The organism is Pseudoalteromonas sp. SG43-4 (assembly GCF_014164325.1).
Lineage (GTDB): Bacteria > Pseudomonadota > Gammaproteobacteria > Enterobacterales > Alteromonadaceae > Pseudoalteromonas > Pseudoalteromonas distincta.
In genome coordinates this window covers 148,173-168,560 of sequence record NZ_JACJFB010000005.1, presented here as the reverse complement: position 1 = coordinate 168,560, position 20,388 = coordinate 148,173, and the positions used below count along the sequence as shown (strand labels likewise).

The window sequence follows — 20,388 nt, the reverse complement described above, 5'->3', positions numbered from 1 at the left end:
AATTAGGAGCCAGCCCACGTGGCATTACCCAACAAAGTAAAAAAGTTGCTCAGCGATGCAGAGCAACTTAGTGATTATCGCGATTGTTCTAGCTATTTTTATAAATGGTTACATAACGAATTTTCTAAACAACCGGTTGGGAATTTAATTAATGCCCGGGCTGAGTTTATTGACCGCCTACTAATTAAGCTTTTTCATGTTTACGACTTAGCGCGCGAACCTGATTTAGCACTAATAGCAGTAGGCGGATACGGACGTGGCGAGCTACATCCCTACTCCGACATCGATTTTTTATTGCTTGTAACTAAACCACCAAGCGAAGAAATATGCGAAAAAATAGGCCAGTTTGTCACCATGCTATGGGATCTCAACTTAGAGATTGGCCACAGCGTGCGCACGATAGAACAAGCCATTGAGCAAAAACGTGAAGACGTTACTTTTGCCACCAGTTTACTCGAAAGCCGCCTTATTTTTGGTAATCATATTGAGTTTGAAAAACTCAAAACGCATATTCTAGAAACCCCCGTATGGCGCTCCGGTGAGTTTTTTACTGCCAAAGTTCAAGAACAAAACTTACGTCACAAAAAGTGCCATGGCACCGCGTATAATCTTGAGCCAAACATTAAAGAAAACCCCGGTGGCCTGCGCGACTTGCAAACCATTATTTGGGTCGCAAAAAAGCACTTTAGAACCGAAACCCTGCAAGAGTTAATAAGTCACGGCTACTTAACCCATGAAGAGTTTCAAGAGCTTTCAGAGTGCCTAGAGAACCTATGGAATATTCGCTTTGCACTGCATCTAGCCGCAGGTCGGGCTGAAAACCGCTTATTGTTTGATCATCAACCACAAGCCGCCGAAATTTTAGGTTTTGGTAGCGACGGTAAAGCCTCTGTTGAGCGTATGATGAAGCGCTTATTTAGAATAATGAGCCGCGTGCGCGAACTTAACCAAATGCTACTTTCATACTTTGAGCAAAGTATCATGCCCGAAAGTAGTGAAAAAACGGTGATAGTACTCGACAGAAACTTTGAGCAAGTGGGCCATCAAATACGCGTAAAAGATCCATCTGTATTTTTTAGACGTGACCAACTTTTTGTATTGTTTGAGCACATAGCAGACAACCCTGCAATAACGCATATTTACCCAAGCACTATTCGTACAATCCGCCAAGTACGCCGCCGTTTATTGGGGGATTTACAAGATTATGCAGCCTGTCGTGAAGCTTTTTTACGCTTAGTTAAACACCCTAATGGTATGGGCCGCGCATTTACGTTAATGCACAAACACGGCATGCTTGCCGCCTACTTACCGCAGTGGCGTAATATATTTGGACAAATGCAGTTCGATTTGTTTCACGCCTACACCGTAGATGAGCATACTCACAAATTAATCAAAAATATTTACGAATACTTTGATAAAACTGGCATTAGCGAGTTTCCTATTTGTAGTGAAATAGTCACTCGAATGGACAAACCAGAGCTACTTTATTTAGCCGGTATATTTCACGACATTGCTAAGGGACGAGGGGGAGATCACTCTGAACTTGGCGCTGTTGATGCTATAGCCTTTGCTAAACTACATGGTTTTTCATCCTCTGATGCAAAATTAGTAGCATGGCTTGTAAGTAACCATTTACTTATGTCGGTTACCGCGCAGCGTAAAGATATTAACGACCCTGCTGTAATAAAAGACTTTGCAACACGTATTAAAACAGAGCGCCAACTCGACTATTTATATTGTTTAACCGTTGCCGATATCCGTGCAACCAACGACAACTTATGGAACGATTGGAAAAACACCCTACTGCGTGAATTGTACTTGCACACGCAACGCGCGTTGCGCTTAGGGCTCGAAAACCCAATGGATCAACGCGACCAAATTCGCGATAAAAAGCACCAAGCTAAACAACGTCTACTCAACTTAGGTTACCCTGAGAATAAAATTGATTTAATTTGGAGTCGCTTTAAAGCCAATTACTTTACCGCCTTTAGCGAACAGCAAATATCGTGGCAAAGTGAGCATTTATTAACTAGCACCGATTTAAGCCAACCCAGTGTAATTGTATCTAACAAAGCAATGCATGGTGGTACACAAGTATTTGTATACAGCCCCTACTCTGGTGCGCTATTTGCGAGATTAGTGAGTGTAATTGGCTCTAAAAAAGCACAAATACAGCACGCGCAAGTACTGACCACAAAAGATGGTTACGTCCTGTTTAGTTTTGTAATACTTGAAGTAAGTGGCGACCCTATTGCAAGTGGTCGAGCGCAATCAATTAAACGCGGGCTTGAGCAAGCACTTAGCGATCCGCGTAAAAAAATTCGCTTTAAAAAGAGCCGCTCTCAACGCTTTAAAGATTTTAATATTAAACCTAAAATTGTGTTGCGCCCACATGCACGCAAAGACCGTAGCTTAATAGAAATTCAAGCCGTCGATATACAAGGTTTACTAACCAAAATAGCCGAAGTTTTCCAAGCGCATTTACTACACATTCACGCTGCCCGTATTACAACGGTAGGTGAACGTGCAGAGGATTTCTTTGTTGTATCTAATAACGAATACCAAGCGCTGACTGATGAAGAGCAAGCAAAAATTCATCAGGCATTACGTAAAAAATTCAACGCCGAAACAGAATAGAGGACACACATGTCAGATTTAAAAACGATGATCGAAAACGCATGGGACAACCGCGATAGCATTAGCCCAAGCACAGTATCAAGCGACGTAAAACAAGCCATTATTGATGCACTTGATTTGCTTGATAGCGGCGCAGCACGCGTTGCTGAAAAAATATCAGGTGAATGGGTTGTACACCAGTGGCTTAAAAAAGCCGTTTTACTGTCGTTTCGTATTCGCGACAACCAACCAATGAACGACGGCGTAAACCAGTTTTACGACAAAGTACCACTTAAATTTAGCGACTACACGCCAGAGCAATTTCAGCAAGGTGGTATGCGCGTAGTACCAAACGCAGTAGCACGTAAAGGCAGCTTTGTAGGTAAAAACGTCGTACTTATGCCATCGTACGTAAATATTGGCGCATACGTTGACGACGGCACCATGGTTGATACATGGGCGACTGTAGGCTCATGTGCACAAATTGGTAAGAACGTACATTTATCAGGTGGCGTAGGCATAGGCGGCGTTTTAGAACCTCTACAAGCTAACCCAACCATCATTGAAGACAACTGTTTTATTGGCGCACGTTCTGAAATTGTGGAAGGCGTAATTGTTGAAGAAGGCGCAGTAATTTCAATGGGCGTTTACATCAGCCAAAGCACTCGTATTTATGACCGCGAAACCGGCGAAATTCACTACGGCCGCGTACCAGCAGGGGCAGTAGTTGTTCCAGGCGCACTACCGTCAAAAGATGGCACCCACAGCCTTTACGCTGCAATCATCGTGAAAAAGGTAGATCAACAAACACGTGAAAAAGTAGGCATAAACGCCCTACTACGCTCAATTGATGAGTAACACGTAGGTTAAGTTGAGTGAAACGAAACCCAACGATACTTTTAAGTTAAGTGTTTTAGCTAAACTTTAATTATATATAGAAAGCTCTAAGCCCTTTGGTTTGGAGCTTTTTTAAATTCTTCTAAATGAAGTTTTAGTACTAGACACTTCTACATCAAAATTTAATGAACTCAAAAAAGACTTTAAGCCTTTAACAGCTAACTCATTATTTTCTGATGGTCCTATTATAATTTCATCAATTGAATTTTTAGGAAAAGGTATCGCTCTATATGGGGCTATAATGCCAGACTTTAGGGTTCTGTAGCATAAAGGAAAAAACTCTTTCACTCCATTTTCAAGCTCTATAAAATCAATATTAGAGGAGTCTATAAAATCAAAATAACCCTTTTCAGTATTTTCATTTAATGAGACTAAACCAGGGTAAAAAAGAGTAAAACGATACTCTTCTTCATATTCGAACGCTTGATCTTTTATGCTAGCAATCTTAAAAATCGCTTCATTAAAAATTTCAATTGCAGCAATAGCACATTTTTCATTTAGGTCATTTCCATTTAAATTTGGATCTAACACATAACTTAAAACCTCAGGCAGATAGTGTTCTTCAATTAAAGAATGAAGCATTTCCTCAGTTGGTTGGTAATCAACATCATCATAGCCACTCAAAAGTTTTCTTTGCCTAAAGTACTCATCATCAAATAGCTTTTCTTTATTAAACTTTATGCAATATGAAGTTTGCTCTGACCCGTAAGTTAGCCAGTGGTTTAGGCTATCACGCTTAGTTGTAAATGAAGTGGTATAAATTTCATCAATGGTATTATTATCAATTATATTCCATAGAAAATTTAAAAAATGATTTGCGAGATGCACGTCCTTACTTCGCATTTCTTTTTGGGTAACATCTAAAGGTATATTTTTGTGTTTGGCATAAATTTCTTCGAGTTTGATTTGTGAAAACTCAGACAAACTCCCTCTGAGTGATTTTATTCTATCAATACCTTGCTTTATTTCTCTAAAATCATTTAGATACTCTGCGTTAGTAGCCCATAAACTTTTGCCCTCTAAAATTCCCTTTAAACCATCTGCAGAAGTGTAATGATAAACATATTCCATATTTAAAATCCCAAGTAATGTTAATCTTTAGTTTAACCTTGATAAGTGGCAACAATAAAATTTGATAATCTTAAACAAGAGACTGAATTAGCCAACACACCCAAGATATAATAAGGTAGTAAAGTATAATTGAAAGTTAGCAATTAATATTAAGGATTAATATGACAAAAACTGCTTTACGCTCAACTATTTTGCTACCGGTATTTTTACCTGCAGTGGTTATTATTCTGCTCTTGGTAATTGGTACAATTAGCAACCCTGAACTCGCAGGGCAAGTATTCAGCGTTACCCTCAAGTGGATAACAGAAACCTTTGGTTGGTTTTATATGTTATCAGTCGCTATTTTCTTAGTTTTCATTGTTTGTGTAGCAGCCTCCAGCTGGGGAAATATCAAGCTGGGCCCTGATCATGCGCAGCCGCAATACAGTTTCGCTGAATGGTTTGCTATGCTATTTTCGGCCGGTTACGGAGTCGCATTACTTTATTTTGGTGTAGCAGAGCCCGTGCTCCATTATGCATCTCCGCCCGCAGGCGCAGCAGAAACCGTCGACGCTGCCAAGCAAGCTATGCAAATTGCATTTTTTCATTGGGGTTTTCACATATGGGCAATCTATGGGATTGTCGGTTTAGTCCTTGCGTATTTTGCATTTCGTCATGGCCTCCCACTGTCGATTCGCTCAGCGTTGTATCCACTTATTGGTGATAAAATATATGGTCCTATTGGTCACACTGTTGATGTGTTTGCCATATTAGGCACGTTATTTGGCATTGCCACAACGTTAGGACTTTCCGTTACCCAAATTAATGCTGGGCTGCATTATTTGTGGCCAAGTATCCCTATTAATACCACAGTACAAATTACTGCTATTGCCATTATTACCGCAGCAGCTACTCTCTCAGTAGTGGCTGGGATGGATAAAGGTGTAAAGCGCTTATCTATTGTAAACATGACTCTTGCAGTGTCGTTAATGGCCTTTGTATTTTTTATTGGCCCTACTATTCATATTCTTGAATCGTTTTTACAAAATACCGGCAGCTACCTTAGCGGTATTGTTGAGCGTACTTTTAATTTACAGGCGTACAGCCGTAGTGATTGGATTGGTAACTGGACCCTATTTATATTTGGCTGGACTATTGCTTGGGCACCCTTTGTTGGCATGTTTATCGCTAAAATTAGCCGCGGCAGAACCATCAGGCAATTTGTTGTTGGCGTGATGCTAGTCCCGACTATTTTTACCTTTTTATGGTTTTCTGTGTTTGGTGATACCGCGTTAAATCTAATAATGAATGAAGGGTTCAATACTTTAATTACTGATGTTCAAGCAAACCAAGCTGTTGCATTGTTTCAGTTATTTGAGGTGTTACCGTTATCATTTATTATTTCGCTACTTACCGTTATTCTAATCATTACCTTTTTTGTTACTTCGTCTGACTCAGGATCATTAGTTATTGATTCTCTCGCCTCTGGAGGTAATATTAATACACCCGCATGGCAACGCGTGTTTTGGGCTGTGCTAGAGGGCGCGGTGGCTGCTGTTTTATTAGTGGCAGGTGGGTTAAGTGCGCTACAAACTATGACTATAGCCAGTGCCTTACCCTTTGCGATCATTATGCTTATTGCAACCGCTGGGCTTTGGCGAGCACTCACCATTGAAGGCCATCGCGATACTAGTTTACAAGCACATGCGCTTAATGGCCGTAATATTAACTTATCTCATTGGAAGCGCCGTTTAGCCGCCATGGTTAATTACCCCAATAAAGAAAAAGTACACACCTTCATTAGTAGTGTGGTAGTACAAGCAATGCAAGCCGTTCAGGCTGAATTAAAAGCGCGACAATGGCATGCAGAGGTTGATTTTGATACCGACTTAGGCCGTGCTCATTTAACTGTGCTACGCCATGAGCATGTTGATTTTGTGTATGACATTCGTCTAACCGAACACCCTATGCCAAGCTTTGCCTATTCTGAGCTGAAACCTGAGATTGATAACATCGAAATGTATTACAAGGCTGATGTTTTCTTACGCCGTGGTGGGCAATCTTACGATGTGTATGGTTACAGTGAAGATGATATTGTGAAGGATATTCTTGATCAATTTGAGAATTACTTACACTTTTTAGGTAACAGCCCAGGTGAACTACCTTGGGATATGGCCGAACACGATGACATGTTAAATAGCGATAAACCTTAAATAAGCATCGTATTTAATACACAATTATTGCAATAAAAAAGGCACTGAAAAGTGCCTTTTTAGTTCGCTCAATTAATTTTTAACTACAGCGCGTTAAATACGTCGTCTGTTTTAGCTGCGCAAATAAAATCGTTTTTGTGTAGGCCTTTAATTGAATGGCTCCACCATGTAACGGTTACTTTGCCCCACTCGGTTAATAAACCTGGGTGATGGCCTTCGTCTTCTGCCATGTCGCCTACTTTGTTAGTAAACGCGATAGCCTGTTTAAAGTTTTTAAATTTATAAACACGCTCAAGCTGCATAATGCCGTCACGTACTTCTGGTACCCAGTCTGGGATTTTAGTAATTAATTGTGCTAACTCTTCGTCAGATACTTTTGGCGCATCTACATGACAGGCTTCGCATTTTTGTGCACTTAATGAAGACATTCTAAATCCTTACTTTTTAGCTTTTGTAGCATTAATGTTTAACTGGCTAATTTTTCTTTTGGTGGAAATTTTGGGTCGTGCAAACCAAGCTCTTTAGCTCGCTCAACCAAAGTCATAATATCCATTTGTGATATATCAAACAGATCATGAATCGAATTTATGGTGTAGTACTGTGGCTGCATAATATCAATACGGTACGGCGTACGCAGTACATCTAGAACATTCATTGGGCTGATTACTGGCGTATTTGAGTATACGTACTGAGTCTCCCCTGGGCTTGATAAAATACCACCGCCGTAAATACGCAGACCGTGTTCGGTTTGCATTAAACCAAATTCGACTGTAAACCAGTATATACGCGCAAGGTATACACGGTCTTTTTTCTGCGCTGCGTAACCTAATTGCCCGTACTTGTGTGTAAACTCGGCAAAGTCAGGGTTAGTTAGCATGGCGCAATGGCCAAATATTTCATGAAAAATATCTGGCTCTTGTAGGTAGTCAAATTCTTCGCGGCTACGAATAAATGTAGCTACCGGAAACTGCTTGTTTGCCAGTAATCTAAAAAACTCATCAAAGTCGATAAGCGCAGGTACTGGTGCAACTTGCCAACCGGTTGTGGCTAGTAACACTTCGTTTAGTTCGCTTAACTGCGGAATGCGGTCGTGCGGCAGGTTAATCTTTTTTAACCCTTGCATGTACTCATCGCAGGCTTTGCCTTCAATGCATGCAAGTTGGCGCGCTACAAGCTCAGACCAAATTTTATTTTCTTCATCACTCCAATGTATAACACCATTTTCGTCTGGTGTTTTGGATGTGTATTTACTTGCTTTAGCCATAAGTACCTTCTTGGGTGTGAGCCCTAAATCGGTGTCAGTGTGATACTCAAACCTAATGAATATCGAATGGCCCCATACTATGCAAAAGTGAAGAAAAGTTTAATAGATAGGCTAACATCAGTATTTAGCGCGATCACTTAGATTGTAAATTTAAAATTACACCTGTGGCACATTAAAAATACAGGCCTTTAAACAAAGGGCTACACCTTGTTTTTAGTGTATATAATTAAATACACCTAACCAATTTTAGTAAAAGCTTGGTCTAAATCACTAATAATGTCGTTAACATCTTCAAGCCCAACCGAGAGTCTGATCAGCCCATCACTTATTCCAGCGGCAGCTCGCTCCTCTGGCGTATAAGGCGAGTGAGTCATAGATGCAGGATGCTGAATCAGTGTTTCAGCGTCGCCGAGGCTTACTGCAAGTGTACAAAGTTTCATACTATCAATAAATTGTGCGCCATCTTGTAGCGTGCCTTTTATTTCAAACGCAATAACACCACCAGCGGCTTTCATTTGATTACCAATAAACTTATAACCTGGGTGCGATTTAAGCCCCGGGTAATATACGGTGCTTACTTGTGGGTGAGCCTCTAGATATTGCGCTATTGTTTGTGCGCTTTGACAATGGCGCTCTATTCTAATAGCGAGTGTTTTTAGGCCTCGATTAATTAGCCATGCATCGTGTGGGCTTATGGTTGCACCAATATCTTTTAGTACGGTCATTTTAATGTGTGTTATGTGCTCAAACGATCCACATACAATACCGGCAACTACATCTCCGTGGCCGTTTAAGTACTTGGTCGCACTGTGCATTATAATGTCGATACCGTATTTTTTAGGCGATTGCAGTAGCGGCGTTAAAAAGGTGTTGTCGACCACACTAATTAAGTTGTGCTCTTTAGCAACTGCGCCAATAAGTGCCAAATCAATAACCGCCATAGTGGGGTTGATTGGCGTTTCTACAAATATCATTTTTGAATTAGGTTTGATGGCAGCGCGTAGTTCGTCCTCGTTGGTCATATCAACAAAAGTGACTTCGATTCCCCAGCGCGGCAACATATGCGAGAAAAACGCAAAGGTACAACCATACAAAGCACTTGAGGCAACAAGGTGATCTCCCTGCGATAAAAAGCTCAGTACTGAGGCTGATACAGCCCCCATACCTGTTGCGGTTGCAGCAGCTGCTTCACAGCTCTCTAGTTGAGCAACTTTTTGCTCAAGCTCTGTGGTTGTAGGGTTTCCTAAGCGCGTATAAATATAGCCAGGTTCGTCGCCTGCAAAACGCGCAGCACCTTGTGCGGCATTTTCAAAATGAAAGGTAGAGGTTTGATACAAAGGAGAAGTGAGTGCGCCGTGCGGGTCGTTTGCTTTTTGTGGTCCGTGAATACACTGGGTGTTTATATGATGCTTGCTCATTGTAGGCTCATTTTTTTGATTATTATGTTTTTGCGATTCAACAATCAAAACGTATGCGCTTACAAACAGCAAGCATGCCGGATGCTCAGATGGCTATTTGTGTAAAAACCGTGCAGCGCACGTTTGTACACAAATATTGCCACCAGGGCGTGTTGACCTTTGCGGATTGAAATTTGTTCAATCCAAGGAAGATTAAATCGCGGCGCGAGGTTTGTAACCTAGTGGGCTCGGTAACTGCTCCTGCGTTACCCTACTGGCTTACATCCATGTAAGAATAAGTAAAACCGAGCAAAGCTTCCGCGTTCTGCTCACGCCCCTTACCTACATCCATGTAGGCAACAAAGAGTAAATAGCCCCTAGGAAGAACCCTTTGGGCAGCGCCTGTTTGGCATTAATGCTACGTTATCACCTATTTATGGGGAATAACCACACTACATAGGCTCTGCCTTGCCTAAATACCAAACAGACTGCTGCAAATTTAACCTTAAAAGTTCAACAGACCCTAGTGTGTTGGTTCCGCCTTTTTACGGCTCATAATTTTACCTGCGATGCTTTGCACAGTGCCTTTTAGTAAGCTGCGTTTGTTTTCAAGCCGTGGTAATGGGCGACTAAGCTCCATTGCTTTGTAACCAATACGCGCTGTAAAAATACCGGCGCTGACCCCTTGCGCAGCTCGTCCCGAAAGCTTACCTAAAAGCTCAGCACTTAGTGCAGTTGCAGCAAGGTCAGATACAAGCTCTGCACTGCCAACAAACATTACTTGTTTTATCAACATACGGTAAAGCTTAATGCGGCTCGCGTAGCCAAAACCAATGCCGTAAATTTTACCAATTTGTTCTATTAATTTAGTACCGCGCCAAAGCACAGCCATCATATCCACCAGCGCAAGTGGGCTTAGGGCAACTAGCAGTGCAGATTCAGTCGCAAAACGATTTATAAGCTTTTTAGCTTTGGTGTCTTGGGTTATTAATAAACTGTTGGCGTACAGCGTCATTATTTCTTTGTCGCTGTGATGCATCGCTACTTGGTTTTTAAAGGTTTCAAAGTTATCAAGCTCTTGGTGTTTATTAAGCTTTTCGAGCCAAGGTAATGCACCACCTACTTGCTCGCTGTTTAAAAGCCTGTCGGCTTCAACTCGGTGCAATTGGTTACGCTTTAAACTGCGCAGCATTCGGTACTCTCGCCACAATAAGCGCCCTATTAGCAGTACGCCACTTACAACCGCAGTTAAATAAACACTGCCTAAAATAATTGACTGCTCGAAAGCAAATAATAACGAGTACGCAAACTCTAAAAGCACCAGTACTATAAAACTAATAGCAAAAACACCTTTAAGCGTTTGCCACTTTGACTTTTTGTACACCGGTTCCAGATCTATTTCGGGCTCTAGTGCTTCATCTTCAAGTTCTTCGTAATCACTTTGCCCGTGCTGAATAATTTTTGCAGGTGCTAAAACGGGTTCGTTTTGTTCAATGCTTTGCGTATCTATCCGACGCCCTGCTTGAAATGTTTGGTTTGACTCACTCATGTTAATTTGTCTCCTAGCAGGTACTGCATGACATGATCTAATCGAATATGTTGTAGTTGTTTATCGGGGCTCGGCATTGGAGAGAACGATAAAAACTCAAATCCCTGTGCTGGCCACTCATTTTTATTAAGCATCCGCGAGGGTGGTTGCGGCGGTAGATACGTAAGCCAATCAGGCTCGTGTAATGGTTTACCGTAAATGCAGTCAAGCGTTTGGCCTTTGTCGGTAATTTGGCGCGGTTGCGTTGCTGTAATTGACGACATGGCCATGGTTTCTATTTTTACACCATCAAACTTTAAATGATTACTTTGCTCATGCACGAGCGAATCAAGTAGCAGTGCTAAATCTTTATGGTGCTTAGCACTTATGTGATCTGATTTATTAGCTGCAAATAATATTTTGTCTATGTTGGGCTTAAATAAACGTTTAAAAAAGCCCGACTCGCCATAGTTAAAATGTGCGAGTAATTGGTTTATTACACTGCTTTGCTCTTGGAGTGTTTCGTGCCCTTCGTTTAATGCACTAAGTACATCTACAAGTACAATTTGGCGATCAAAGTGCCTAAAATGCTCATTATAAAATGGTTTTACAACTTCTTTTATATAGGCGTTAAAACGCTTAATTAAATGCGCTAAATTAGAACCCGCAACGACATCGTCACTGTTTATTTCACCCGATACCGGAAAAAACAATAACAATGGCGCGCCTTGTAGGTCGCCAGGCATAAGCATGCGCCCAGGTTGCAACATGGCAAGTTTGGTGTCTTTTTTAAGCCCGACTAACATGCTTTGATAAAGCTGAGCAATATGGGCAAGTGCGTTTTCATCAACGGGGGCGTTTAAGTCAAGTTGATCAACGGCCACTAAAAAGTCACTTGATGTGTTTACGCGCGAAGGCTGAGTTAATAACGGATATTGCTGCTCGCACCATTGAGAATAGCTTTGCTCAAGCATAGGTAAATCAAGGAGCCATTCACCCGGGTAGTCAATAATATCTAAATAAAGCGTTGATTGCGGCGAAAAGTGCCCACGCAGCCCTGCATTACTTTGATACTTTATTGCCAAGCGCAGCGTATTAATACGCTCGGTAGATGCAGGCCATGTAGGCATCCCATCGCTGGGTAATAAAGTATTGAGTGCTCGAGGGTAATTAAACGTAGGGACTTTTAACGCCTCTTGCGGCACAACTTTAGTGGCCACATGGCGGTGCTCGCGCATTACATCAAAAAAAGGTAAGTTTTTATCGTCCGCTTGGGTTGTTAAGTGTTTAACAAGCGCGGTAATAAAGGCAGTTTTACCACTACCACTTAGGCCAGTTACGGCAAGCTTTACGTGTTGGTCTAAACTGCGATGAAGGGCTTTTTGTGCTTTGCCTTTAATGCTTTTAAAGGTCTTTTTTGCAAATGATTGGCTCATAAAGTGTCTTGCACCTAATTTGCCGTAATTTATCACGCTGCAAATAAGGTGCTATTAAATCCTTTAAAGTTTGTTAATTTCACGGCTCACCGTAAACTCGCTTGAAGTTACATGGCGCTCCATATCTTGAAGGCGAGTATCTACACGCGTTAAACGCTCTTTTAAATCTTGCAATGCGCGGCGCGGCGGCTCGCCTTTTTGCCATACTTTAAATTTTACTTCTAGCGGATCATCAGTTTTAGTTGAGCTTTTTGTTTGCGCTGTTGCGGGCTCTTTTTTATCTAAAATGAACCAAGCTGCAATATACGCTACCACAAATAATGGGCCACCCGTTAGCAGTACCGCACTAACAAATATAATGCGAACTAACCATAACTCCATATTAAAGTAGTCACTTAATCCCGCACACACACCGGCTATTTTACCGCGTTGTGGGTCTCTTAATAATTCGCGTTTGGCACTCATACTTTGCGTCTCCATTGTGGTGACTCTTGATCAAGCAATGCTTCAAGTGTTTCTAATCGATCAGCCATTTTTTCAGCTTTGTGTGCAAGCTCAAGTAATTGGCGATGTTCGTGCTCACTTAAACCTTGGCTTACTTGTTTCTTGCTACGGTAGTGCAAAATTAGCCACAGCGGAGCAACAAAAATCATAAACAAGATAAATGGTGCAACTAATATCTCTGGATCAAACATAATCCTCTCCTGACAATCCGTTTTGATGTTTTTAAGCTGGGGCACAAGGGCCCCATATATTTTTATATGTAATTATTTATCAGCTAACTTCTTTTTAAGTTCGGCTAGCTCATCATCTATCTTTTCATTTTTTTGTAGATTAGCAATTTCATCCGCTAACGTCTTTTTACCTAAATCGTACGACTCAATTTGAGATTCTAGTCCATCAATTTTGGTTTCGTAACGTTCAAAGCGGTTAAGTGCTTCTTCTACTTTTGAGCTATCAAGTGTCTTTTTCACTTCAAGGCGCGACTCAGCCGAACGTTGGCGAAGTATAATCGCTTTTTGACGAGATTTAGCATCTGCTAGCTTTTCTTGTAGCGTCGTTACTTCTTGCTGTAATTTCTCAATATGAGACTCTACATGTTCAAGCTCACTCGCTACTGAAGCAACTGCATCTGCCGACTTTTGCTTTTCAAGTAAGGCTGAACGCGCTAAATCGTCGCGGTCTTTACTTAAAGCCAGTTCGGCTTTATCTTGCCAATCACTTACCTGCGCTTTAAGTGTATCTAAGCGGCGTACAATTTCTTTTTTCTCAGCCAATGTTTTAGCTGATGTAGAACGTACTTCAACAAGCGTATCTTCCATTTCTTGAATAATCAGACGAACCATTTTTTCTGGGTCTTCTGCTTTATCTAAAATGGCGTTGATATTAGAATTAACGATATCTGCAAAACGTGAAAAAATTCCCATAACATTTACCTCTGTAATTAAAACTTAGTTAGTCTGCTATAACTAGTATCAATATGCTTGCCAACTTTTTAAAAGTTAAAATACACTTTATTTTCATTACGTTAAACTAAATATACAAATTTCTTTAGTTATCCCTAATTATGAAATACACTAACTGTTAGTAAAAATGACCAAGAGTTAGGAAATATGAGCCAATATCGCCAACAGGATAATTTACTCGGCCAATCAGATAGCTTTCTGTCTGTATTAGATCAGGTATCGCAACTGGCTAATTTAGATAAACCGGTACTTATTATTGGTGAACGCGGCACAGGTAAAGAGCTAATAGCAGCACGCTTACACTTTTTATCAAAACGCTGGGATCAAAACTACGTAAAGCTTAACTGTGCAGCGCTTAACGAAAACCTACTCGAAAGTGAGTTATTTGGCCACGAAAGCGGTGCTTTTACGGGGGCAAGTAAACGTCACGAAGGTCGTTTTGAACGCGCTAACAGCGGCACACTGTTTTTAGATGAATTAGCTAATACCTCAGCTATGGTACAAGAAAAACTGCTGCGCGTTATAGAATACGGTGAGTTTGAACGTGTTGGCGGCAAACAAACTGTAAAAGTAGATACCCGCTTAGTGTGTGCGACAAACGAAGATCTTCCTTATTTGGCCGAGCAAGGTGAATTTAGAAGTGATTTACTCGATCGCCTTGCCTTTGATGTAATTACCCTGCCACCACTGCGCGAACGCCAAGACGATATTATGCTTCTTGCTGAGCAGTTTGCGATGAATATGGCGCGCGATTTAGAGTGGGAACTGTTTAGCGGTTTTACCCGAAGCGCAACAGAAACACTGCTTAGTTATGATTGGCCTGGTAATATTCGTGAACTTAAAAATGTGGTTGAACGCAGTTTGTATCGCCACGGTAGTGAACATATTCCCGTTCACCAGATTATTTTAGACCCATTCGATAGCCCATTTAGACCAAAAGCGCGTATTAAAGCACCTATAGCAGCTCAAACTGTTAATGCCGAGCCTATTGTTGTTGCGCCACCGGTTACTCAAGCAAGCAATTATTCAGCCGTTGATATTCAATTTCCGTGCAGCTTAAAAGAGCATTCAAACGACTTTGAAATAAACATGATTAATAAAGCACTCGAACATAGCCAATTTAATCAAAAGAAAACTGCAGAAGTACTTGGTTTAACGTATCATCAATTACGTGGTTATCTTAAAAAATACAACTTATTGGATCAACAATAGTCAGAGGTTATGCGGGTGCATAAATTATTACTTGTTTTGCTTACCACCACTTTAGTTGGTTGCCTTGATAGCAAAGAAGAAATCATAGAAGAAAAAAACCAAGGCTTAGTTTATTGCGCTGAAGCTAACCCTGTGTCGTTTAATCCGCAAGTCACGACCACCGGTTCAACTATTGATATAATTGCTAACCAATTATACGACCGCTTAATTAGCATTGACCCTGTTACGGCAGAGTTTCAAAGTGAGCTGGCGACCGATTGGAAAATTAGCAAAGATGGTAAATCGGTTACCTTTACCCTGCGTAAAGATGTAAAGTTTCATACAACTTCTTATTTTACCCCATCGCGGGACTTTAACGCCGACGACGTTATATTCACCTTTAGCCGATTATTCGATGTATATAATCCATATCACTTTGTGGGCGATGCCGATTACCCGTATTTTCAAAGTGTAGGAATTGATCAACTTATTCGCAAAATTGTGCGCGTGTCTGACTACCAAGTCCGTTTTGAATTGTTTAATCCTGAAAGTAGTTTTTTAGCTAATATGGCTACCGACTTTGCCGTGGTGCTTTCAGAAGAATACGCCATGAAACTTAAGAAAAATAATCAAAAAAACTTATTTGATCAGTACCCTATTGGCACCGGCCCGTATATTTATAAAGAATACCGCCGAGATCATCTTGTGCGCTTTTACCGTAACCCACTTTATTGGAAGCATGACGTTGCACTTGAGCAATTGGTTTACGATATAACCCCTAACGGCACTACGCGCATAGCAAAAATGCTGACTAAAGAGTGCGATGTAACGGCTCATCCAAGTAGTGCACAATTGAGCATTTTAGCGCAACGCGATGATATAAACGTCGAAAAAGAAACAAACTTAAACATAGGTTATTGGGCATTTAATACAGAGCGTGCTCCGTTTGACGACTTACGCGTACGCCAAGCGCTTGCGCACGCAATAGATGTAGATAAAATAATGCAGGCGGTTTATTACGGTAATGGTACTCGCGCACAATCGATTTTGCCGCCAACCTCTTGGGCATTTGAGCCACAAGAAGATATACCTACATTTGATCCAGAACTTGCTAAAAAGTTACTTATTGAAGCAGGGTTGCCTAATGGCTTTGATATGACGATATGGGCTATGCCTGTGAGTCGTATTTATAACCCCAACGCACGTAAAATGGCTGAGCTTATGCAAAGTGATTTACGCAAAGTAGGCGTTAACGTCAGTATTGTAGAATATGAGTGGAATACGTTTATTCAACGTATTGGCGAGCATAGGCACGACAGTGTATTACTTGGTTGGGCCGCAGATACACCCGACCCTGATAACTTTTTTAGCCCGCTGCTGAGTTGCACCGCTACTTTTAGTGGCAAAAACCCTGCAAACTGGTGTAATCCCCAATTTGATTTATTGCTTACTAAAGCACTAGACACCACTGATTTAAACAAACGTAAAAAATACTACGAAGATGCACAAAGCTTAATTATTAAAGAGTTGCCGTTATTACCTATTGCTCATGGCTTGCGCTTTCAAGCAAGTAGCGCTGATGTGGAAGGCATAACACTTGGCCCGTTTGGTGCTATTTCGCTTGCTAATGCGAGGAAAAAATAATGATCTTAGATTATATTTTACGTCGCCTTGGTTTGTTCTTTTTTATGATACTAATGCTCAGCGTATTTACGTTTTCACTGGCGTATTTATTTCCCGGTGATCCGCTAAGTAATTTAAGTGGCATACCAAGTGGTAACTTTGCACAGCATAGTGAGCTTGAGGATAAATATTTATACAACAGCAATTACTTTATGCAATACATTGCCTTTTTAGGGAGAATATTTCAAGGCGATTGGGGGCTTTCATTTGCCTCTGGTAACAGCGTGTTTAGCCATATTATTGACTTACTACCGGCTACTTTAGAGCTAAGCGTATATGCATTAATTGTATCGGTTGTTATTGGTGTACCTACTGGCATTTTAGGCTCTGGCTATCATAAACGCTGGCCCGACAAACTTATAAACTCTGTCACTATGGTAGGTTATTCAATGCCTGTGTTTTGGCTCGCATTGTTGTTAATAATGGTTTTTTCATTAAAGCTTGGCTGGTTTCCTATGTCGGGCAGAATGGGCCTCCTTTACGAAATACCCGCCAGTACAGGGTTTATATTAATTGATATTGCTCTAGCTGGATTTCCATATAAAGGGATGGCCTTTGTTGATGCGCTGCGCCATTTAACACTCCCTACTATTGTACTGGCCATGTATCCAACCACGGTATTAGTGCGCTTTACTCGCGAGTCTATGCTTAAGGTAATGGATCAAAACTTTATTAAAACAGCTAGGGCAAAAGGCCTTAACCGCCGTCAACTTATCATGCACCATGCACTGCGTAATGCTCTACTACCGGTAATTAAGCAAATTGGTTTGCAATTTAGCACCTTGATAACACTTGCGATGATTACTGAAGTTATTTTTTCTTGGCCGGGTATTGGCCGATGGTTAATCGATAGTATTTATCAGCGCGACTTTCCTGCAATTCAAGGCGGATTAATGGCGGTGTCTTTATTTGTTATTTTAGCCTCTATTACAGCTGAGCTTACTTACACTTTATTCGATCCACTCTCGCGGAATCAGGCCCATGGCAAAGTTTAATTTATTTTCTGAAGAGTCGAATAAATCGCCACTTGCGCGATTTTGGCGCAAATTTAAAAACAATCACCCAGCTTTGGTTGGTTTATGGATATTTATGGCGTTTGCATTATTGGCCGCCACAGCTCCTTTTTTAGCGCCCTATGGCGTAAACCAACAGCATAGTGATGCACTACTCATACCGCCCTCATGGCGAGAAATGGGCGATGTACGCTTTATTTTAGGCACCGATGATTTAGGCCGTGATGTACTCTCGCGCTTAATGAATGGTGCAACATATACGTTTGGACTTTCTGTTGTAGCTGCCCTAATCACGACCCTGTTTGGTGTATTAGTGGGGACTTTTGCCGGGATTAGTAAAGGGTTGCGTTCAAGCTTTTTAAATCATTTACTTGATATAACACTTTCTATTCCTTCTTTGTTATTGGCCATAATAATAATCGCCATACTCGGTCCTGGTTTAATGAATACCGTATGGGCAATTATTTTAGCGTTACTACCGCAATTTATTCACTCGGTGCGCAACCTAATTGTTGATGAATTAAGTAAAGATTACATTACTGCGTTTAGACTCGATGGCGCATCTAATTGGCATATAATATCGCGCGGTATTTTCCCTAATATTTATGAGCATATTGTGGTTATATTCACGATGGCGCTTTCTACTGCGATATTAGATATTTCAGCACTGGGATTTTTAAAATTAGGGGCTCAGCCACCAACGACCGAATGGGGCGCAATATTAGCCGAAAATCTAGGCCTTATTTATTTAGCGCCGTGGACTGTAGCGCTACCTGGTGTACTGTTATTTTTAGCCGTGTTATCTACTAATTTAGTAGGCGATGGCCTGCGACAAGTGCTAAAAGCACGTAAGGCTGATTAAATGCAATTACTCGATGTTCGTAACTTAACAATTGAACTACGTACCTCTGAAACTGTAATTAGAGCTGTAGACAGAGTGAGCTTTAGCTTAAAAGAAGGTGAAGTACATGCGCTTGTGGGCGAGTCTGGCTCTGGCAAAAGCTTAATAGCAAAAGCGATTATTGGTGTATTAAACGAGCGCTGGGATATTACTGCCGACCGTATTCATTGGCGCGGCGTAGACTTAATGCGTTTAAGCCCAGAGAAACGCCGTAAAATAGTAAGCCAAGATATAGCGATGATCTATCAAGACCCAAGTCGCTGCCTTGACCCAACCGCTAAAATATTTGACCAAATTGCCGAAACACTCCCAGAGGTCGCAACTAAAGGTTTCTTTTTAAAACGCAACCGAGAGAGAAAAGACAGAGTAAAGGCGCTTATTCATAAGGTGGGTATTAAAAACCACGAAGCGGTACTAAGTAGTTACCCTCATGAGCTCTCTGAAGGCGTATGTCAAAAAGTAATGATTGCGATGGCCATTGCTCGCACGCCTAAACTTTTAATCGCTGATGAGCCCACTACAGCGCTTGAGAGCACAACTCGCGCACAAGTATTTAGGTTACTAAAAAGCTTAAACCAACTTAAAAACATGTCTATCTTGATGATCTCTCATGAACTGGAAGAGATTGCACATTGGTCGCATGGCATTCATGTTTTATATTGCGGGCAAATGGTTGAAGCAGGCCCAACCCATGAAATATTTAAACAGCCTCGCCATCCATACACGCAAGCATTACTAAAAAGCTTGCCAGACTACGAGCAAGGATTAGCACATAAAGAACCTTTTTATGCACTTAAAGGGACTATCCCTACCCTGCAACATTTGCCTATTGGCTGTCGCCTTGGGCCGCGTTGCCCACAAGCACAAAAAGCCTGCGTGGTTACACCAGCCCTGACTAAACATCATGGGCATAGTTATGCGTGTCACTTTCCGTTAATTAAGGACATGAAGTAATGCAGCCACTGTTAAAAGTACAAGCGCTTTGTAAAACCTTTAATGTACGAGCTGGGCTTTTTTCACGTAAAAAGTTTGAAGTCCTTAAAAACATTTCATTTTGCGTAGGTAAAGGTGAAACCATTGCCATAATTGGCGAAACAGGCGCAGGTAAAAGTACGTTGGCAAAACTACTTTCAGGAGCTGATAGCGCTGATAGCGGGCAAATTTTGCTCGAGAATAATATTATCGAAGATAATGGCGTACGCGATAATCAATGTCGCCATATTCGTATGATTTTTCAAGATTCAGCTGCATCGCTCAACCCGGGCTTAACCATTGGCGAAATGCTTGATGATTGCCTGCAATATAATACTGAGCTTGATGCTAGTGAACGCACTGAAAAGATTGATGCAACGCTTTCTAAGGTGGGTTTGTTAATCGATCATAAACACTACTACCCGCATATGTTTAGCGTGGGGCAGTTACAGCGTGTAGCGTTTTCTCGTGCATTAATTTTAGATCCTAAGGTGATTGTACTTGATGAAGCTGTTTCGTCTTTAGATCCCTCTATACGAGCGCAAATAGTAAACTTGTTACTTAAGCTGCAGCGCGATACAGGCCTTACGTATGTGATGATCACTCATCATTTAAGTTTAGTACGCCACATTAGTGATTTTGTAGTTGTTCTTGATAAAGGCGAAGTGGTTGAATACGGTCCTACTGAAGATGTTTTTCAAAACCCTCAATCAAAAGTAACGCAGCGTTTATTAAGCTGCTAAAGCAGATTATAAATACCT

18 protein-coding genes are annotated in these 20,388 nt (G+C 41.2%); 9 read left to right on the top strand and 9 right to left on the bottom strand.

Annotated elements, in window-relative coordinates:
* Positions 1–18 precede the first annotated feature (18 nt).
* A complete protein-coding gene (glnD, locus tag H5160_RS07090; protein WP_002958323.1) occupies positions 19–2,637 on the top strand; it encodes a [protein-PII] uridylyltransferase in 2,619 nt (872 codons plus the stop codon).
* A gap of 9 nt (positions 2,638–2,646) precedes the next feature.
* Complete coding sequence (gene dapD / locus H5160_RS07085) at positions 2,647–3,474, top strand: 2,3,4,5-tetrahydropyridine-2,6-dicarboxylate N-succinyltransferase (RefSeq protein ID WP_138584315.1); 828 nt, start codon at positions 2,647–2,649, stop codon at positions 3,472–3,474.
* Positions 3,475–3,585: 111 nt separating this feature from the next.
* On the opposite strand, the gene H5160_RS07080 is transcribed toward dapD, so the two are convergent.
* Positions 3,586–4,584, bottom strand: coding sequence for a DUF2971 domain-containing protein (locus H5160_RS07080; protein WP_182737128.1), 999 nt, complete (start codon positions 4,582–4,584; stop codon positions 3,586–3,588).
* 161 nt (positions 4,585–4,745) lie between these two features.
* Here H5160_RS07080 and H5160_RS07075 point away from each other — a divergent pair, with 161 nt between their 5' ends.
* Positions 4,746–6,776 (top strand): BCCT family transporter, encoded by a 2,031-nt coding sequence (locus H5160_RS07075; RefSeq protein ID WP_024606267.1) that lies wholly within the window; start codon positions 4,746–4,748, stop codon positions 6,774–6,776.
* Between the two features lie 83 nt (positions 6,777–6,859).
* Here H5160_RS07075 and H5160_RS07070 read toward each other — a convergent pair whose 3' ends face one another.
* The 8 genes from H5160_RS07070 to pspA all read right to left on the bottom strand — a co-directional run bounded on the left by H5160_RS07070 (position 6,860) and on the right by pspA (position 13,828).
* A complete protein-coding gene (locus tag H5160_RS07070) occupies positions 6,860–7,204 on the bottom strand; it encodes a 4a-hydroxytetrahydrobiopterin dehydratase (RefSeq protein ID WP_002958326.1) in 345 nt (114 codons plus the stop codon).
* Between the two features lie 38 nt (positions 7,205–7,242).
* Positions 7,243–8,040, bottom strand: coding sequence for a phenylalanine 4-monooxygenase (gene phhA / locus H5160_RS07065; RefSeq protein ID WP_182737127.1), 798 nt, complete (start codon positions 8,038–8,040; stop codon positions 7,243–7,245).
* Between the two features lie 236 nt (positions 8,041–8,276).
* Positions 8,277–9,458, bottom strand: coding sequence for a methionine gamma-lyase (gene megL, locus H5160_RS07060; protein WP_024596502.1), 1,182 nt, complete (start codon positions 9,456–9,458; stop codon positions 8,277–8,279).
* Positions 9,459–9,960: 502 nt separating this feature from the next.
* Entirely contained in the window at positions 9,961–10,986 is a 1,026-nt protein-coding gene (locus tag H5160_RS07055; RefSeq protein ID WP_182737125.1) for a TIGR01620 family protein, read from the bottom strand.
* A complete protein-coding gene (locus tag H5160_RS07050; RefSeq protein WP_182737124.1) occupies positions 10,983–12,401 on the bottom strand; it encodes a YcjX family protein in 1,419 nt (472 codons plus the stop codon). The genes H5160_RS07055 and H5160_RS07050 overlap by 4 nt, the downstream gene beginning before the upstream one ends.
* 63 nt (positions 12,402–12,464) lie before the next feature.
* Complete coding sequence (gene pspC, locus H5160_RS07045) at positions 12,465–12,866, bottom strand: envelope stress response membrane protein PspC (RefSeq protein WP_024596503.1); 402 nt, start codon at positions 12,864–12,866, stop codon at positions 12,465–12,467.
* Positions 12,863–13,096, bottom strand: coding sequence for an envelope stress response membrane protein PspB (pspB, locus tag H5160_RS07040; RefSeq protein WP_024596504.1), 234 nt, complete (start codon positions 13,094–13,096; stop codon positions 12,863–12,865). Before pspB ends, pspC begins: the two co-directional genes overlap by 4 nt.
* A gap of 72 nt (positions 13,097–13,168) precedes the next feature.
* Entirely contained in the window at positions 13,169–13,828 is a 660-nt protein-coding gene (gene pspA, locus H5160_RS07035) for a phage shock protein PspA (RefSeq protein WP_007376832.1), read from the bottom strand.
* A 186-nt stretch (positions 13,829–14,014) separates the two neighbouring features.
* Between pspA and pspF the strand changes: the two genes are divergently transcribed.
* From pspF to H5160_RS07005, 6 genes are read left to right on the top strand one after another with little or no spacing between them, the layout of a single operon-like run.
* A complete protein-coding gene (gene pspF / locus H5160_RS07030) occupies positions 14,015–15,079 on the top strand; it encodes a phage shock protein operon transcriptional activator (RefSeq protein ID WP_182737123.1) in 1,065 nt (354 codons plus the stop codon).
* Between the two features lie 15 nt (positions 15,080–15,094).
* Positions 15,095–16,702, top strand: a complete 1,608-nt coding sequence (locus H5160_RS07025; RefSeq protein WP_024596506.1) for an ABC transporter substrate-binding protein — start codon at positions 15,095–15,097, stop codon at positions 16,700–16,702.
* Positions 16,702–17,736, top strand: a complete 1,035-nt coding sequence (locus tag H5160_RS07020) for an ABC transporter permease subunit (RefSeq protein WP_002958336.1) — start codon at positions 16,702–16,704, stop codon at positions 17,734–17,736. The genes H5160_RS07025 and H5160_RS07020 overlap by 1 nt, the downstream gene beginning before the upstream one ends.
* Positions 17,723–18,616: an ABC transporter permease subunit gene (locus tag H5160_RS07015; protein WP_002958337.1), complete on the top strand. Its 894-nt coding sequence runs from the start codon at positions 17,723–17,725 to the stop codon at positions 18,614–18,616. Before H5160_RS07020 ends, H5160_RS07015 begins: the two co-directional genes overlap by 14 nt.
* The gene (locus H5160_RS07010) at positions 18,617–19,609 is read left to right on the top strand and encodes an oligopeptide/dipeptide ABC transporter ATP-binding protein (protein ID WP_002958338.1); all 993 of its coding nucleotides are present in this window, start codon (positions 18,617–18,619) and stop codon (positions 19,607–19,609) included.
* A complete protein-coding gene (locus H5160_RS07005; RefSeq protein ID WP_182737122.1) occupies positions 19,609–20,370 on the top strand; it encodes an ATP-binding cassette domain-containing protein in 762 nt (253 codons plus the stop codon). Before H5160_RS07010 ends, H5160_RS07005 begins: the two co-directional genes overlap by 1 nt.
* The last annotated feature ends 18 nt before the right edge of the window (positions 20,371–20,388 follow it).